The organism is Polaromonas sp., from assembly GCF_010365105.1.
Taxonomy (GTDB): domain Bacteria; phylum Pseudomonadota; class Gammaproteobacteria; order Burkholderiales; family Burkholderiaceae_C; genus Polaromonas.
This window is the reverse complement of sequence record NZ_JAAFGZ010000009.1, coordinates 155,042-171,853: the sequence shown is the minus strand read 5'-3', so window position 1 is coordinate 171,853 and position 16,812 is coordinate 155,042. Positions and strand designations below refer to the sequence as shown.

General features: G+C 58.5%; 15 protein-coding genes. 12 read left to right on the top strand and 3 right to left on the bottom strand.

The features are described from left to right. Nucleotides 1-71: 71 nt before the first annotated feature. Entirely contained in the window at nt 72-1,070 is a 999-nt protein-coding gene (gene msrP, locus GZ092_RS08580; protein WP_293635968.1) for a protein-methionine-sulfoxide reductase catalytic subunit MsrP, read from the top strand. Continuing rightward, nucleotides 1,070-1,729, top strand: coding sequence for a protein-methionine-sulfoxide reductase heme-binding subunit MsrQ (locus tag GZ092_RS08575; RefSeq protein WP_293635967.1), 660 nt, complete (start codon nt 1,070-1,072; stop codon nt 1,727-1,729). The genes msrP and GZ092_RS08575 overlap by 1 nt, the downstream gene beginning before the upstream one ends. Nucleotides 1,730-1,850: 121 nt before the next feature. Here GZ092_RS08575 and lysA read toward each other — a convergent pair whose 3' ends face one another. Both lysA and GZ092_RS21220 read right to left on the bottom strand, forming a co-directional pair. Further along, the gene (lysA, locus tag GZ092_RS08570; protein ID WP_293635966.1) at nt 1,851-3,134 is read right to left on the bottom strand and encodes a diaminopimelate decarboxylase; all 1,284 of its coding nucleotides are present in this window, start codon (nt 3,132-3,134) and stop codon (nt 1,851-1,853) included. A 139-nt stretch (nt 3,135-3,273) separates the two neighbouring features. After that, the gene (locus GZ092_RS21220) at nt 3,274-3,486 is read right to left on the bottom strand and encodes a lipoprotein (RefSeq protein WP_363254356.1); all 213 of its coding nucleotides are present in this window, start codon (nt 3,484-3,486) and stop codon (nt 3,274-3,276) included. A 12-nt stretch (nt 3,487-3,498) separates the two neighbouring features. Between GZ092_RS21220 and cyaY the strand changes: the two genes are divergently transcribed. Next, entirely contained in the window at nt 3,499-3,834 is a 336-nt protein-coding gene (gene cyaY, locus GZ092_RS08565) for an iron donor protein CyaY (protein WP_293635965.1), read from the top strand. 61 nt (nt 3,835-3,895) lie between these two features. Here the strand turns inward: cyaY and GZ092_RS08560 are convergent, their stop codons facing one another. Then, nucleotides 3,896-6,313, bottom strand: a complete 2,418-nt coding sequence (locus tag GZ092_RS08560; RefSeq protein ID WP_293635964.1) for a penicillin-binding protein 1A — start codon at nt 6,311-6,313, stop codon at nt 3,896-3,898. 259 nt (nt 6,314-6,572) lie between these two features. Here GZ092_RS08560 and GZ092_RS08555 point away from each other — a divergent pair, with 259 nt between their 5' ends. The 9 genes from GZ092_RS08555 to GZ092_RS08515 all read left to right on the top strand — a co-directional run bounded on the left by GZ092_RS08555 (nt 6,573) and on the right by GZ092_RS08515 (nt 16,807). Then, on the top strand, nt 6,573-7,652 hold the full coding sequence (locus GZ092_RS08555) for a pilus assembly protein PilM (protein WP_293635963.1): 1,080 nt from the start codon (nt 6,573-6,575) through the stop codon (nt 7,650-7,652). Next, a complete protein-coding gene (locus tag GZ092_RS08550; RefSeq protein ID WP_293635962.1) occupies nt 7,649-8,260 on the top strand; it encodes a PilN domain-containing protein in 612 nt (203 codons plus the stop codon). The genes GZ092_RS08555 and GZ092_RS08550 overlap by 4 nt, the downstream gene beginning before the upstream one ends. Nucleotides 8,261-8,262: 2 nt before the next feature. Continuing rightward, nucleotides 8,263-8,940, top strand: coding sequence for a type 4a pilus biogenesis protein PilO (locus tag GZ092_RS08545; protein ID WP_293635961.1), 678 nt, complete (start codon nt 8,263-8,265; stop codon nt 8,938-8,940). Then, nucleotides 8,937-9,488 (top strand): pilus assembly protein PilP, encoded by a 552-nt coding sequence (locus GZ092_RS08540; RefSeq protein WP_293635960.1) that lies wholly within the window; start codon nt 8,937-8,939, stop codon nt 9,486-9,488. The genes GZ092_RS08545 and GZ092_RS08540 overlap by 4 nt, the downstream gene beginning before the upstream one ends. Then, nucleotides 9,485-11,623, top strand: a complete 2,139-nt coding sequence (locus tag GZ092_RS08535) for a type IV pilus secretin PilQ (protein WP_293635959.1) — start codon at nt 9,485-9,487, stop codon at nt 11,621-11,623. Before GZ092_RS08540 ends, GZ092_RS08535 begins: the two co-directional genes overlap by 4 nt. A gap of 35 nt (nt 11,624-11,658) precedes the next feature. Beyond that, nucleotides 11,659-13,737, top strand: coding sequence for a hypothetical protein (locus tag GZ092_RS08530; RefSeq protein WP_293635958.1), 2,079 nt, complete (start codon nt 11,659-11,661; stop codon nt 13,735-13,737). Nucleotides 13,738-13,750: 13 nt separating this feature from the next. Further along, nucleotides 13,751-14,302, top strand: a complete 552-nt coding sequence (locus tag GZ092_RS08525) for a shikimate kinase (protein ID WP_293635957.1) — start codon at nt 13,751-13,753, stop codon at nt 14,300-14,302. Nucleotides 14,303-14,391: 89 nt separating this feature from the next. Beyond that, complete coding sequence (gene aroB / locus GZ092_RS08520) at nt 14,392-15,513, top strand: 3-dehydroquinate synthase (protein ID WP_293635990.1); 1,122 nt, start codon at nt 14,392-14,394, stop codon at nt 15,511-15,513. 85 nt (nt 15,514-15,598) lie between these two features. Continuing rightward, a complete protein-coding gene (locus GZ092_RS08515; RefSeq protein ID WP_293635956.1) occupies nt 15,599-16,807 on the top strand; it encodes a deoxyguanosinetriphosphate triphosphohydrolase in 1,209 nt (402 codons plus the stop codon). Nucleotides 16,808-16,812 lie beyond the last annotated feature (5 nt).

Below are 16,812 nucleotides of genomic sequence, written 5' to 3'. Positions count from 1 at the left end.
CTTAACATTGAATCCTTTATGGGATTTGCTGCGTACTACAGCCAACCATTGCAGGATTGAAAGGAACTCTCATGCTTATCAAGACAAACTCCAGCGGATTCAACCAACCGCTTTCCAGTGACATCACACCGCAAGGCATCTACCAGGGCCGGCGCGACCTGATCAAGCTCATGGCCAGCGGAACGGCGGGTGCTGCGCTGGCCGGTTGGGCCGGGCGCGATGCGCTGGCGCAAGGCGTGGCCAAACCGGGCAAGCTGGCGGCGCTGGCCGGCGGAAAATCGGCGGCTGCCGGCGCGGTGACGATGGAAAAAGTCACCGAGTACAAGGACGCGACCACCTACAACAACTTCTACGAGTTCGGCACCGACAAGGCCGACCCGGCAAAAAATGCCGCGACGCTGCCCGTAAAACCCTGGTCGGTCGCGGTCGAGGGCCTGGTCAAGAACCCGAGAAGCTTCACGCTCGAAGATCTGCTCAAGCTCAGTCCGCAGGAAGAGCGCATTTACCGCCTGCGCTGTGTGGAGGGCTGGTCGATGGTGATTCCGTGGGTGGGGTATTCGCTGTCCGAGCTGATCAAAAAGGTCGAGCCGCTGGGCAGCGCCAAGTATGTCGAGTTCATCACGCTGGCCGACCCCAAGACCATGCCGTTTGTCGGCTCGCGCGTGCTCGAATGGCCTTACGTCGAGGCCTTGCGCCTGGACGAGGCCATGCATCCGCTGGCGCTGCTGACCTTTGGCATGTACGGCGAGGTGCTGCCCAACCAGAACGGCGCACCGGTGCGCATGGTGGTGCCCTGGAAATACGGTTTCAAGAGCGGCAAGAGCATCGTCAAGATCCGTTTCACCGACAAGGAGCCGCGCACCGCCTGGAACAAGGCAGCAGCGCAGGAATACGGTTTTTACTCAAACGTCAATCCGCTGGTGGACCACCCGCGCTGGAGCCAGGGCACCGAGCGGCGCATTGGCGAGGACGGGCTGTTTGCCAAAAAGCGCAAGACGCTGATGTTCAACGGCTATGAAGCGCAAGTCGGACAGCTCTACGCCGGCATGGACCTCAAGAAGAACTTCTGATGGCAGCCGTGATGGCGGGGCGGCAAAAATGGTTGCTGCACCCGGGCGCCAAGCCACTGGTCTTCATGCTGTGCCTGCTGCCGTTTGCGTGGCTTTTTTACCAGGCTTTTGCTGACCAGTTGGGTGCAAATCCAGCCGAAGCGCTGATCCGCGCCACGGGCGACTGGACCTTGCGGTTTGTCTGCATAGTGCTGGCGGTCACGCCATTGCGCGTCATCAGCAAAACCCCGGCGCTGGCGCGCTTTCGGCGCATGCTGGGGCTTTTTTGCTATTTCTATGTCGTGGTCCATCTGCTCAGCTACAGCGGGTTCGACATGGGCTTTGACGTGTCAGACATCGTCAAGGACATCATCAAGCGACCGTTCATTCTGGTGGGGTTTTCGGCCTTTTTGCTGCTGACCCCGCTGGCGGCCACGTCCTTCAATGCCGCCATCAAGGCCATGGGTGCGAAGCGCTGGCAGTTGCTGCACAAGCTGGTTTACCTGATTGTCGGCCTGGGCATCCTGCATTTTTTCTGGATGCGCGCCGGAAAAAACAACTTCAATGAAGTTTTTGTCTATGCCGCCATTGTCGCCACGCTGCTAGGCTGGCGCGTCTGGAACCACTGGTCCAAGAAACGGCGCCAGGTTTCGATGTATGCAGCCGTTGGCACCCGCTGATTCTGCTGCTATTGAATAAATAGCTGCTTACGCCCTTGGAATAAGCGCAAAAGGCCTGTTTTCCTTGAAATACGGGTTACCGGCGCACTGGAATGCGAACCAACGCGCTTGGGCGCTTGGTTCAGGGCAGCAGCAGTTCACCGCGAAAGGTGTCGGCCGCCGATTCGCGCGCACGAATCAGCCGGGCCACGTCGCCATCGACCAGCAGTTCTGCCGCGCGGCCGCGGGTGTTGTAGTTGCTGGCCATGCTCATGCAGTAGGCACCGGCCGACATGACGGCCAGCTGGTCGCCTGCCGCCACGTTCAGCGCACGGTCGCGGCCAATCCAGTCGCCGCTTTCGCAGACCGGCCCCACCACGTCGTAAACCAGCGTTTCTGCTTGCGGGACGCGCGGTTCAACCGGCACGATGGCATGAAAAGCCTGGTACATGGCCGGGCGCGGCAGGTCGTTCATGGCCGCGTCGATGATGCAAAAGTTCTTCTGCTCGCCGGGCTTGAGGTAAAGCACTTCGGTGATGCAGACGCCGGCATTGCCGACCAGCGAACGGCCGGGCTCAATCATCAGTTTCCTGCCGCCATAACCGCGCGCATCGAGCTTGGCCAGCAGTTGCCGCCAGAGCGCATCGGCTTCGGGCGGCGTGTCGTGGTTGTAGTCAATGCCCAGCCCGCCGCCAAAGTCGATGTGCGCCAGCGCAATGCCTGCGTCCTCAATCGCGGCCACAAGGTCCAGCACGCGGTCCATCGCGTCAAGGTAGGGCGTCACCTCGGTGATCTGCGAGCCGATGTGGCAGTCAATGCCGACGACTTTCAATCCGTCCAGCGAAGCGGCATGCCGGTAGATGCGCACGGCGTCTTCATGGGCCACGCCGAACTTGTTGCCTTTCAGTCCGGTGGAAATATACGGATGCGTCTTCGGATCGACATTCGGATTGACGCGGATGCTGACGGGCGCGCGCATTCCCATGGCCAATGCCACGCCGGACAGCACGTCGAGTTCAGCTTCGCTTTCGACATTGAAGCAGCCAATGCCTGCGGCAAGCGCCTGGCGCATTTCAGCTTGTGTCTTGCCGACGCCTGAAAAAATGACCTTCCCCACGTCGCCGCCCGCCGCCTGTACCCGCTCCAGTTCGCCGCCCGACACAATGTCAAAGCCGCAATCCGCCCGGGCAAACACCTGCAACACGGCCAGTGATGAATTGGCCTTCATCGCATAGCAGATCTGCGCATCCCGGCCTTCAAAGCCGCGCTGGTAGGCCGCCAGCGCCGACAGCATGGCCGCTTTTGAATAGATGAACAGGGGCGTTCCGTACGTGGCCGCCAGTTCGCTGACGCGTACAGCTTCGGCAAACAGCGCGTTGCCCTGGTAGGAAAAATGGGGATGACCGGGGAGGGCGGGAAGTAGCATGGGGCCGATTCTGTTGAAGCAAGGGACAAAAAGGGGAGCGATGACGGGCTGGACAGCCCATCCGTGCAAGACGGCTGCCTGACCCGCCGCCATGCACTTTAGCGAATGTAAAAGTAAATGACCGCCACGCCAGCAACGCCTATCGCGCTGCTGATGCCGGAGCAGCCGCTGGCGCGGGAAGCTGGGAAAGGCTGGACGACATGACCAGTGGAGGAGCCTGTGGGGGTACCGGTAAAAACAGCGGGCCTTTTTGCCCGCACCCGGACAGCGTTGCAACCGCCACGATGGCAACAAAACCATGCCTGGAAACGACACGGGCAAGGCGGCCTAGAATTCGGTGTGAAAAAACCATGACAGGATTGTAATGACGGACCTTGAATACCAGAACCAGGCGGAGCACGTGCTCAAGGCCGTCGAGCAGGCTTGCGACCGCTTGAATGACGAGAGCGATGTGGACATCGACAACCAGCGCACTGGCGCAATGGTCACGCTGACTTTTGCCAACCACAGCCAGATCATCATCAACCTGCAAAAACCGCTTCAGGAAATCTGGATGGCCGCCAGGGCCGGCGGGTTTCACTACAAATTCAACAGCGGACAATGGCTTGATACCAAGGACGGGCGGGAGTTCTTTGCCAATCTGTCGCGTTACGCCAGCGAGCAGACAGGCCATCCACTGGTGTTTGCTGCTACGGTGTGATCATCCATTAGCCGAAAAAAAACGGACTCAGGTCCGTTTTTCGCAAGCTTGTGCGCAAGCCTCAATTCTTGAACAAATCCAGGATTCTTTTTTTCTCATCAGAGGGTGGCAGGACCTGAATGCCGCCGCCTGGCGCAGACGTTGTTTCCTCGCTGGACGCGCCCGCTTCTGGCTGCATGCCCACGCTGCTGATGCCCGCGCCCTTGGCATATTCCTCGTAATACCACTCGCCATTCAGGTTGACCACACCTGCAGGCGCCTGGTATTCGGTGACCGGCACGCCCTTGAGGGCATATTCCATGAAGTTGATCCAGATCGGCAGGCTCAGGCCACCGCCTGTTTCACGGTCGCCAAGCTTTTTGGGCGTGTCGTAACCCATCCAGACCGCCGCCGCCAGCGTGGGCTGGAAACCCACAAACCAGGTGTCGATCGAGTCATTGGTGGTGCCGGTCTTGCCGAAAATATCCGGACGCTTGAGCATGGCCTGGGCCTTGGCTGCAGTGCCTGAACGCGCCACTTCCTGAAGCAGGCTGTCCATGATGAACGCGTTCCTGGCATCGATGCCGCGCATCGACTCGTTGAGCGCTGGCGGTGTGACTTCAAGAAGAACCTTGCCGCGCTGGTCGGTGATCTTGGCGATCAGGTAGGGATTGACGCGGTAGCCGCCATTGGCAAAAACCGAGTAACCCGTTGCCATCTGCATCGGCGTGACCGATCCGGCACCCAGCGCCATGGTCAGGTAGGCTGGATGTTTTTCCGCATCGAAACCAAAATGCGTCACCCACTCCTGGCCATACTTGGGCCCAATCGATTGCAGGATGCGGATCGACACCAGGTTTTTTGATTTCTTCAGTGCCGTGCGCAGGCTCATCGGGCCTTCGAAACCACCGTCGTAGTTCTTGGGTTCCCAGGGCTGTCCACCGGTCACGCCAGCATCGAAAAACAGCGGGGCGTCGTTCACGACGGTGGCCGGGGTGAAGCCTTTTTCCAGCGCGGCCGAATAAATGAAGGGCTTGAAGCTCGAACCGGGCTGGCGCCAGGCCTGCGTCACATGGTTGAACTTGTTTTTCTCGAAATCAAAGCCACCAATCAACGCGCGAACCGCGCCGTCACGCGGGTCCATGGCCACAAAGGCGCCTTCGACTTCCGGCAACTGAGTGACTTCCCATGTATCCTTCGGCGTCTTGACCACCCGGATCAGCGCGCCCGGACGGATCTTGATGTTCGGGCCGGCCTTGTCGGCCAGACCCGACTGAGCAGGTCGCAGGCCTTCTCCGGTGATGGTCACCTTTTCACTGTTCTGGCGCATCGCAATGATCCGCTTGGGGCCAGCCTCCAGCACAACCGCCGACATGACGTCCCCGTTGTCGGGATTCTCGGCCAGGGCTTCGTCAATGGCATCTTCAACTTCCGGGGGATTGGACGGCAGGTCGATGAATTTTTCGGGACCCCGGTAGATCTGCCTGCGCTCGTAATCCATGATGCCCTTGCGCAAGGCCTTGTAGGCTACCGTCTGGTCGGAAGAATTCAGCGTGGTGTAGACGTTCAGCCCGCGCGTATAGGTTTCTTCGCCATACTGGTTGAACACGAGCTGGCGAACGGTTTCAGCCACGTATTCGGCGTGCACACGCCCGGCATCGCGTCCGGTCCTGATGTGAAGTTCTTCTTCCCTGGCCGTTTTCGCCTGCTGGGCATTGATGAACCCGTTTTGCTCCATGCGCTCGATGATGTAAAGCTGACGCGTCCTGGCGCGGCTGGGGTTGGCAATCGGGTTGTAGGCTGAAGGCGCCTTCGGCAGGCCGGCCAGCATGGCGGCTTCGGCAATGCTGACATCCTTGAGCGGCTTGCCGAAATAGGTTTCCGCTGCAGCGGCAAAGCCATAAGAGCGATTCCCCAGAAAGATCTGGTTCATGTAGATCTCGAGAATCTGGTTCTTCGACAGTGAATGCTCCAGCTTGAAGGTCAGCAGGATTTCATAAATCTTGCGCGTATAGCTTTTCTCGGCCGTCAGGTAGACATTGCGGGCAACCTGCATCGTGATGGTCGAGGCGCCCTGGCTTTTCGCCCGTCCCAGGTTGGCCAGCGCCGCACGCACCACGCCCAGATAGTCAACCCCGCCATGCGAGAAAAACCGCGCATCCTCGATAGCCAATACCGCATCTTTCATGATCTGCGGAATTTCATCGATCGGCGTGAGCCTGCGCCGCTCTTCACCGAATTCCCCGATGATGACGCCGTCAGCCGTGTACACCCGCAGCGGTTGCTTGGGGCGATAGTCCGACAAGGCGGAAATATCCGGCAGGTTTGGATAGGCGACTGCCAGTGCAACCGCCAGAAAAATCGCCAGGCCGGCAAGACCTGCCAGCACCAGGCCAATGCTGCCGAGAAAGAATTTCGCAAAAGAGCCCAGCCAGGAAGACGGCTGCTTTACTGCACTGGATTTTGATCGGGAATCGGGAGTCCGGGAAGAAGAGGGCATCAAGTTCAATCGTAGAGTCGCAGCCGCATTATAAAAATTTCCTGAAGCACATGCATGCAAGGCATGTACCAGTGAATTGCTCTGTTACACCACGGGGCAACTTATTACATGAGCACTATCCCTGAAATCCGTCCACTTTTGACAACGCAGCCTTTATTTTGAACGGTAAAAGTGGTTACTTGTGCACAGTCTTGCTGCTAACATCCAAGTGATTTTTAAGCAAACAGGTTACATAGTAGCCGTTCATCCGGGGGCGCCCTTGATCTCACTGGGATCGTTATTCAACCGTCAACAACCCCCTTTACTGGGTGTGGACATCAGTTCGTCCAGTGTCACTCTGGTCGAGGTGAGCCGAGACAAGGCTGGCCGGCTGGTTCTTGAGCGCTGCGCTATCGAGCCTCTGGATGCTGGATGGGTCACCGATGGGAACATCGAAAAATTCGATGAGGTGGCAGACGTGCTTCGCCGTGTCGTGAAAAAGAGCGGCACGCGCACGCGAAACGTCGCCATGGCGCTTCCACCTTCCGCCGTCATCAGCAAAAAGATCATTCTGCCTGGCGGGCTCAGCGATGCCGAGCTGGAGATTCAGGTTGAATCCGAAGCCAACAAATATATTCCCTTTTCGCTGGATGAAGTCAGTCTTGATTTTTGCGTCCTGGGTCCCAGTGCAACGTCCAGTGGCGATGTTGAGGTGCTGATTGCCGCTTCCCGCAAGGAAAAGGTCCAGGACCGGCAGGGTCTGGCCGAAGCCGCCGGGCTCAAGCCTGTCGTGGTGGACGTGGAATCCTATGCGTCCCGGCTTGCCACGGCCCGGCTGATCGAGAACATGCCCAACAAGGGCGTGGACACCATGGTGGCGCTGTTCGAGATTGGCTCGGTGACCACCAGCATGCAGGTCATCAGGAACGATGAAGTCTTGTACGAACGCGACCAGGCATTTGGCGGCGCACAGCTGACCCAGCTGATCGTCAGGCAATATGGTTTTTCGCTAGAAGAGGCAGAAACCAAAAAACGCGGCGGAGAACTGCCAGAAGACTATGCACTCGGCGTGTTGAAACCGTTTGTGGAAAGCCTGACCCAGGAAATCAGCCGGGCGCTCCAGTTTTTCTTTACCAGTACGCCCTACAACCGGGTTGATTATGTGCTGCTGGCCGGCGGCTCCTCTTCGTTGGGCGGGCTGACCGAATCGGTGACGAAGCAGACGGCTTTTGCCTGCCAGCTGGTGAACCCTTTTGACGGAATGGAAATCGGCAGCGGCGTCATGGAAAACAGGATGCGGCGTGAAGCCTCCTCTTACCTGACCGCCTGCGGCCTGGCTTTGCGAAGGTTTGCACAGTGATTCTGATCAACCTGCTGCCGCACCGCGAAACCGCCCGCAAACGCCGGCGTGAAGTATTTTTCGTGACCCTTGGCCTGGCGGCGCTGGCCGGCGTGCTGATTTGCACTGTCGCCTATTCCTGGTATTCGACGCAGATTGAAAGCCAGCGCGGAAGAAACACTTTCTTGCAGTCTGAAATCACACGCCTGGATGAGCAGATCAAGGACATTGCCACCTTGCAGGCAGAAATCAATTCGCTCAAGGCGCGCCAGACAGCCGTTGAGGATTTGCAGGGAAACCGCAACCTGCCGGTGTATTTGCTGAGCGAACTGGTAAGGCAATTACCCGATGGCGTATACGTGAACAGCCTCAAGCAGGAAAACCAGACGGTGTTGTTGACAGGCATTGCCCAATCGAACGAACGGGTTTCAGAACTCTTGCGCAATATTTCCAACAACAGCGCATGGCTGTCCAAGCCTGAACTGGTGGAAATCACTGCGGGAACCGTGTCGCTGAGTCCACGCGACCAGCGCCGGGTTTCAAATTTCTCGATGCGGATGGAAATCAAGCGGGCCAGTGATCAAAAAGAGGCCGCCTCGTCAGCACCTGCTGCGGCACAAGTAAACTGATCATGGCAAAAAAACCGACTAATCCCTCCTTTGATTTTGCTGCCTTCCAAAGCCGTGTCCAGAATCAGTTCACCGGCCTGGACCCGAACGATCCGTCGTCCTGGCCGTCTTTTCCGCGCTATCTTCTGTGTGCTGCCCTCACGGTCGCGGTGGTGGTGGCGCTCTGGTTTGTATGGCTCAGTGCAGCGGATGAAGAACTGACAGCGGAAAAGACCAAGGAAGTCCAGCTCCGTCAGGACTACACCGGCAAGCTGACGCAGGCTGTCAATCTGGAAGCACTGAGGAAGCAGCGTGAACAGGTTCAGCAGTATGTGACGCAGCTTGAAAAGCAGTTGCCCAGCAAGGCTGAAATGGACGCCCTGCTGTCCGACATCAACCAGGCCGGCCTGGGTCGCAGCCTTCAGTTCGAACTGTTCCGGCCGGGACAGGTGATTATCAAGGACTACTATGCCGAGTTGCCTATCGAGGTCAAGGTCACGGGCCAGTACCACGACATGGGCGCATTTGCAGCCGATATTGCCAACCTTTCGCGGATTGTGACGCTGAACAATATTGCCATCACACCAGCAAAAGACGGCAACCTGGTGATGGACGCCATGGCAAAGACCTTCCGCTATCTGGACAGTGAAGAAATTGCGCTCCAGCGCAAGAATGCTTTGGCCAATGGAGCCAAAAAATGAGCGCCACTCGACAACTCCTTGCCTTGACCATGGCCTGCAGCCTGCTTGTGCTCGCAGCTTGCGGTTCATCGGATCAGGAAGAACTGCAGCAATGGATGAATGCCCAGCGCGACATCACCCAGCCCAAGATCGCGCCATTGCAGCAACCGACCAAATTCACGCCGCAAACCTATGGTCAAGATGGTTTGATCGAGCCTTTCAGCAACCAGAAACTGGTGCAGGCGCTCAAACGTGATTCCAGCCAGGCAACGTCCAACGCAGCGCTGATCACACCGGAACTAAGCCGGCGCAAGGAGCCGCTGGAGGCAACGCCCCTGGACAGCGTGGCCATGGTCGGCAGCCTGACAAAAGCCGGACGGCCCGTGGCGCTGGTGCGCGTTGACAACCTGATCTACCAGGTGCGCGTCGGCAATTATTTGGGCCAGAACTATGGCCGTATTACTTCCGTGACCGAAGCCAGTGTGGTATTGCGTGAAATCGTGCAGGACGCAGCAGGCGAGTGGACAGAGCGGCCAGCGACTTTACAGCTTCTAGAGGAAAAGAAATGAACAAGCAGACAGCGGAATTGGCAGTGAAGGCGAGAGCGCAAGAAAGTCTGCCGCGTTTGTTTGGGCGTGTCGTGCGTCGCGCATTGCTGGGTGTGATGGTGGTGGCCGGCAGCATGCCCCTGCTGGCAAGGGCAGAAAATTCCATCCAGGCAGTTTCGGGCTCGGTACAGGGTGGCTCGGAAGTCATCCGTATCGAACTGGCAGAACCGCTGGCCAGTGTTCCCACCGGTTTCAGCATTCAGGCGCCGGCGCGTATCGCCCTTGACTTTCAGGGCGTCAGCAATTCCCTGGGCCGCTCTGCCATTGAAATCAACCTGGGCAACATGCGCTCAGCCAACGTGATCCAGGCCGGCGAGCGTACCCGCGTGGTGCTCAACCTGAAAACGCCGACGGCTTACAAGGCCGAACTGCAAGGCAAGTCCTTGTTAATCATTCTGGATTCGCAGGCCGTGGCCGTGCCTTCGGTGGCCGCAGCCCCGGTGTTTGCCGAAAGCCGTAACCGCGACACGCTGCCGCTAAAAGATATTGATTTCCGCCGTGGTCCCAACAACGCGGGCCGCATCGTGGTCGCCCTGCCGAACAACGAAGTTGGTGTGGATATTCGCCAGCAGGGCAAGACCGTGGTGGTGGAGTTCCTGAAAACTGCCCTGCCCGAAGGGCTGCGCCGCCGCCTCGATGTCACTGATTTCGGAACCCCGGTGCAAACCGTGACCACTTCCCAGGTTGGCGACAAGGTTCGTATGGTGGTCGAACCCACCGGCCAGTGGGAGCAAAGCGCCTACCAGAGCGACAACCAGTTTGTGCTCGAAGTCCGGCCGCAAAAGGTGGATCCCGACAAGCTGACGCAGGGCACGGGCTTCAATGGCGAAAAACTGTCACTGAATTTCCAGAACATTGAAATCCGTTCGCTGCTGCAGGTGATTGCCGACTTCACCAACTTCAATGTGGTTACCTCGGACACGGTTACCGGATCGGTCACCTTGCGCCTGAAAGACGTGCCATGGGACCAAGCGCTCGACATCATCCTGCAGGCCAAGGCGCTGGGCATGCGCAAAACCGGCAATGTGCTGCTGATTGCTCCCAAGGATGAACTCGCGGCCAAGGACAAGCAGGAACTGGAATCCCGCGTGGCGATCCAGGGCCTGGAGGCGGTTCGCACCCAGTCGTTCCAGATCAACTATGCCAAGGCCAGTGAAATTGCCGCGCAGATTTCCGCTGGCGGCGCGGGCGCAACCGCCGCACGGATACTGTCCAGCCGCGGCAGCGTGATTGCCGAGCCACGAACCAACCAGTTGTTTGTGACGGACATTCCTTCCCGGCTGGAGCAGGTGCAAAGTTTCATCGGCAAGCTCGACATTGCCGTGCGTCAGGTGCTGATTGAAGCGCGCATCGTCGAGGCGTCTGATACGTTTGGACGGTCTTTGGGCGTGAGGCTGGGTGGCGGCATGATTGGCGCATCCGGCGCCCTGTCAAATGGCAATACCAACGTCACGCTGGGCACCAACTACGGTGCGACTGCTGCCGATACCAGCGGCAATTTCGTCAACTTTCCGGCTTCGACCCTGGGCGTTTCCAACGCCGCTGCTTCGTTTGCGGTGTCGATTTTCAACGCAGCGGCAAACCGTTTCCTGAATCTCGAGTTGTCAGCGCTTGAAGCCGATGGCAAGGGAAAGATCGTTTCCAGCCCGCGCGTGGTCACGGCGGACCAGGTCAAGGCGCTGATCGAGCAGGGCACCGAATTCCCTTACCAGACCGCCACTTCCAGCGGCGCCACGTCACTGGCCTTCCGCAAGGCCAACCTGAAACTTGAAGTCACGCCGCAGATCACGCCTGAAGGCAACATCATTCTGGACCTGGACGTGAACAAGGATAGCCGCGGCGAAACCACCGCCGCCGGCATTGCGATCGACACCAAGCACATTCAGACCCAGGTGCTGGTCGAAAACGGCGGCACGGTGGTGATTGGTGGCATCTTCACGCTGGAAGAAACGAACAATGAAACCAAGGTTCCGTTGCTGGGTGATGTGCCTGTTCTGGGCAACCTGTTCAAGAGCCGCGAACGGACATCCCGGAAACAGGAAATGCTGGTGTTTATTACGCCGAAGATGATTACGGACCGCGCTGCTGCGCGTTGAGTTGAAAACTATTGTTTGAAGAATGAAAGAGTGACATGAAGTTTTTGAAATATCTTCCAACTGCGGCTTTGGTTGTGGCTTTGGGGGCATGCGGTGGTGGGGGCGGAAGTTCGGGAACTACTGCTGGTACAGGCACTGGTACGGGCACTGGTACGGGCACCGGTACCGGTACAACGGTGTCAGCCCCAACCCTAACATTGTCGCTGGTAGATGCTTCTGGTAATGAGGTGACTAATCGCCTGCTCTCGCAGACCCAGCCGCAGTTTCTCAAAATTGTCGTGAAAAAAAGCACAGGTGATGCAGCTGCGTTTACCCGCGTAACAATCACGCTCGGTTCGACACAGGCTGTATTGGTTCCTGATGTCAGTTCGCAGTTGACAGATGCATCGGGCGTGTTGTTGATGCGCATTGCTCCTGCCGCAGTTACCTCATCCGGAGCTGTGCAGGTGACTGCGGCCGCTACGGTAGAGGCAGCAACACTGACGCAAAGTTATGATCTGCAAATTACTCCTGGCACCGTGACCCTGTCCGGCTTGTCCGTGTCTTCTTCGATCGTCCAAAAAGGGCAATCGATCAACGTAGGTGTAGATGTCAAGATCAATGGTGTTGCCGCCGCCTCAAACTCCGTTGCCGTGACTTTTTCCACTGGATGCGGCGCGGTGTCACCTGCCTCCGCACTGGTCGATGATGCAGGCCATGCGACAGCTGTTGTGCAAACCAGTAGTACCGGTGCTTGTGTCATCAGCGCATCTTCTTCTGGCGCATCTTCGAATCCTGTGTTTTATACCGTAACTGCACCGCCCATAGCTGGCCTTCAGTTTGTCAGTGCAACCCCGTCATTGATTTACCAGGCTGCTTCTGTAGGCACTAACACTTCAATTGTAAGTTTCAAGGTAATCGATTCAATCGGCGCGACAGTTACTTCCGGTGTCAAGGTCAATGCCAGCTTGACTAACATCGATGGCGGCATCAACTTCTGTGGATCACCCTCCAGCGTAATATCTGGCCCCGATGGCATTGCCTCCTTTTCTGTATGTGCAGGCACGTTACCCACCACTGTCCAAGTCCGCGCCGCACTTGATGCGCCTAATGCCGGAATTTTTACATTGTCCAACTTGCTGACTGTGCAGACGGGATTGCCTACACAACGGTTTTTCGATATCTCTGCCTCAAAGTTCAACTTTTACGCTGGCGGCTACTTCACGAGCAAGTTCAATGGGAATACAGTGGATATTTCCGTATTCGCCGCTGACCGCCAAGGCAATCCTGTGCCCGATGGCACCAAGATAATTTTTGTAAGTGAGGGGGGGCAAATCAATTCCACAGGACAAAGCAGTTGCCTTATTGCCAGTGGCCGTTGCAGTGTCAGCTTGATCGGGCAGGACTACCGCCCAATGGGCTCAAAAGCACTGGGCGGCGACCCGCGCCCTGGTCGTGTGACCGTAATCGCTTATACAGATGGTGAAGAATCTTTCGTTGACAAGCCTGATCCTGTCACTGGTATTTACAACAATCGCTACGATATTGGCGAACTCTTTGAAGACTTGGGTTCGCCTTATATCGATAAGGATGAAAGTGGTGCATTCGTCAGTGCTTATACCAATCTGGTGACTGGCACCAACGAGGGCGAATCTTTTTATCCTATGCCCGCTGGCGCTACAGGGGACAAGACTTGTCCTGCCAATTCCAATGTCGGGCTTTCCGTCGTAGCTACCTGCAACAACCAGTGGGATGGCTTCACCAAGGTTCGCCGCCAGATCGTGATCGTATTTTCCGGCGGTGAAATTGGCCAGCCAGGGGCTTATGACTCAACAATACCCAGCCGATATCAGACACAAGTGCTATTTAAATCTAAGGCTGCTATCACGGTGCAGTTGGCTGACTATGATGGCAACCCTCTTCCGGCAGATGCAGGCTTAAGCGTTTCGGTGATTCCTAGCACCAGTGACTGCAAGGGAACGCTGGAAGGCTCGCAAATCGGAAGCACGTCAGAGCCGACTATTCATACTGCCACCTTGGAGTCTTGTTCGGGGGGGGAAATTATCAGGTTCAAGGCCAGCGTATCTGGCGGCAGCGGTACAAAAGAAAGTTCGTTTGATGTAACGGTGCCCTGATTGGAATTTTTGAGTGCAAGCAATTTCCACGAGTGCGCATGTCTATGTGAGCCTTGTCGGCCTCCCCGGCTCCGGTAAATCCACCGTCGGGCGTCAACTCGCCCGACGGCTGCATTTGTCCTTTCTTGACTCCGACCATGTCATCGAGGAGCGCCTCGGCTGCTCCATCCGTGACTATTTCGAGCGGGAAGGGGAGGCTAGTTTTCGCGATGTCGAGGAATCCGTCATTGACGAGCTGACTGGTATCACGGGCGGGGTGCTTTCGACCGGCGGCGGGTCGGTGCTGCGTCCGGCCAATCGCCAGCGCCTGCATGACCGGGGCCATGTGGTGTACCTGCGTTCTTCACCCGAAGAACTCTTTCGCCGGCTTCGGCATGATGTCAGCCGCCCCCTGCTGCAGGTGGCCGATCCCCTTGGCCGGTTGCGCGACCTGTATGCCCAGCGCGATCCGCTCTACCGCGAAACTGCGCATTTCGTCATCGAGACCGGCCGCCCCTCGGTGTCCACACTGGTCAACATGATTGCCATGCAGCTCGAACTGGCCGGCATCGTTCCGGGGTCGTGACGCCGCGTCACCCAGCCGTGTTGACTCTCAACACCGCGTAAAAAAGCCACCTGCCCATGCCTGCCGAAAAGTGCCTCTACACTTCGGTGATGCATGCAAATCCTTCTTTTTCTCCCGCAACGGCGCAGGTCCGGATCAACCTGGCCGAACGCAGCTACCCCATCGTGATCGGCACCGGTTTGCTGGGCCTGGCGCACACTTACCAACATCTGCCCAAGGCAGCCACGGCGCTGGTGGTGTCCAACACGACCGTGGCACCTCTGTATGTGGCGCAACTGACCGAAGCCCTGCGCGCGCACTATGCCCGGGTGCTGGTGGTCACGCTGCCCGACGGCGAGGCGCACAAGGACTGGCCGACGCTGCAGCTGATCTTTGACGCGCTGCTCGAATACGGCTGCGACCGCAAGACCGTGCTGTTTGCCTTGGGCGGCGGCGTGGTGGGCGACATGACCGGCTTTGCGGCCGCCAGCTACATGCGCGGCGTGCCCTTCGTGCAGGTGCCGACGACGCTGCTGGCGCAGGTCGATTCGTCGGTCGGCGGCAAGACTGCCATCAACCACCCGCTGGGCAAGAACATGATAGGCGCGTTCTACCAGCCGCAGCTTGTGGTGTGCGACCTGGATGCGCTCCAGACCTTGCCTGACCGTGAACTGAGTGCCGGCCTGGCCGAGGTCATCAAGTACGGGCCGATTGCCGACATGGGCTTCCTCGACTGGCTGGAAGTGAACCTCGATGCGCTGCTGGCCAAGGAGCCCGCCGCGCTGGCGCACGCCATCCAGCGCAGCTGCGAGATCAAGGCCTGGGTCGTCGGCCAGGACGAGCGCGAGTCGGGCCTGCGGGCGATTTTGAATTTCGGCCACACCTTTGGCCATGCGATCGAGTCCGGCTTGGGCTACGGCAAATGGCTGCACGGCGAGGGTGTCGGTTGCGGCATGGTGATGGCGGCGCATCTGTCGCAGCGGCTGGGCAAAGTGGATGCGGCTTTTGTCGGTCGCTTGAGCACGCTGATCAAGCGCGCCGGACTTCCAGTCAAAGGGCCGGTGCTCTCAAGCGCAGACAACGCCGGCCGCTACCTCGACCTGATGCGCGTGGACAAGAAATCCGAAGCGGGCGAGATTCGTTTCGTGGTGATTGACGGCCCCGGCAAAGCGGCTGTGTGCGCCGCACCCGATGCGCTGGTGCGCGAAGTCATCGACCTGTGCTGCGCCTGAGCACCGGGCGAGGCAATCTACTATGAAATTAATAGCTGCTTGTGCCCGTGGATGATGCGCAATTGGCCTTTTTGATGCATAAACCATGACTCTGGCTACCTACGCCTGTGATCCGGCCCGGTCGCGCGGCCGCCGCATTCCCGAGCCGGTGGCGCCGACGCGCTCGGACTTCCAGCGCGACCGCGACCGCATCGTGCATTCGACCGCGTTTCGCCGACTGGTCTACAAGACCCAGGTATTCCTGAACCACGAAGGCGACCTGTTCCGCACCCGGCTGACGCATTCTCTGGAGGTGGCGCAACTGGGCCGCTCCATTGCCCGTACCCTGCAACTCAATGAAGATCTGGTCGAGGCGATTGCCCTGGCGCACGACTTGGGCCACACGCCTTTCGGCCATGCCGGCCAGGATGCGCTCAATGACTGCCTGAAGAACCACAACCCTGGCAGCGCCGGCTTCGAGCACAACCTGCAAAGCCTGCGCGTGGTCGATGTGCTGGAAGAGCGTTATCCGGACCACGACGGCCTGAACCTGACGTTCGAGACGCGTGAAGGCATTTTGAAACACTGCTCGAAGCGCAACGCGCGGCATATCGAAGCCCGGGAGCCGGGCGGCGTGGCCCGCCGGTTTGTTGACCAGCCCGGCATTGAGCCGGCCTGGCGGCAACCCAGCCTGGAAGCGCAGCTGGCGAATCTGGCCGATGAAATCGCCTACAACGCCCACGACATGGACGACGGCGTGCGCTCTGGCCTGCTGAGCCTGGAGCAACTGGAGGACGTGCCGCTGTTCAGTCGCTACCGGCGCGAAACGCTGGCCGTCTACCCCCGGCTGCAGGGCCGGCGCCTGCTGTTTGAAACCATACGGCGCATGCTCAGCGCCCAGGTTTACGATGTCATCGATGCCACCGGGCGGGCGCTTGCGCAGTCTGCGCCGGCCGATGTCCAGGCGGTTCGCCAGCACGCGGGCCTGGTCTGTTTTTCGGATCAAATGGCCTTGCAGTCCAAGTCCCTCAAGCGCTTCCTGCTACAAAATCTATACCGTCATCCGCAGGTGGTGCATACCACGCAGGCCGCCCAGCAGGTTGTGAGAGACCTGTTCGCGGCCTACATGGCCGACCCGGCGCAGATGCCGCAGGCGCATATCGAGCGTTTCGACCGCTTTGACGGCAGCGACAGTCCGCAGGCCGCCAGTGCAAAACCAGAACGCGTGGTGGCCGACTACATCGCCGGCATGACCGACCGCTTTGCCGGCAAAGAGCATGAGCGGCTCATGGGCCATGCGATTTTTCCTGCCTGACCCGT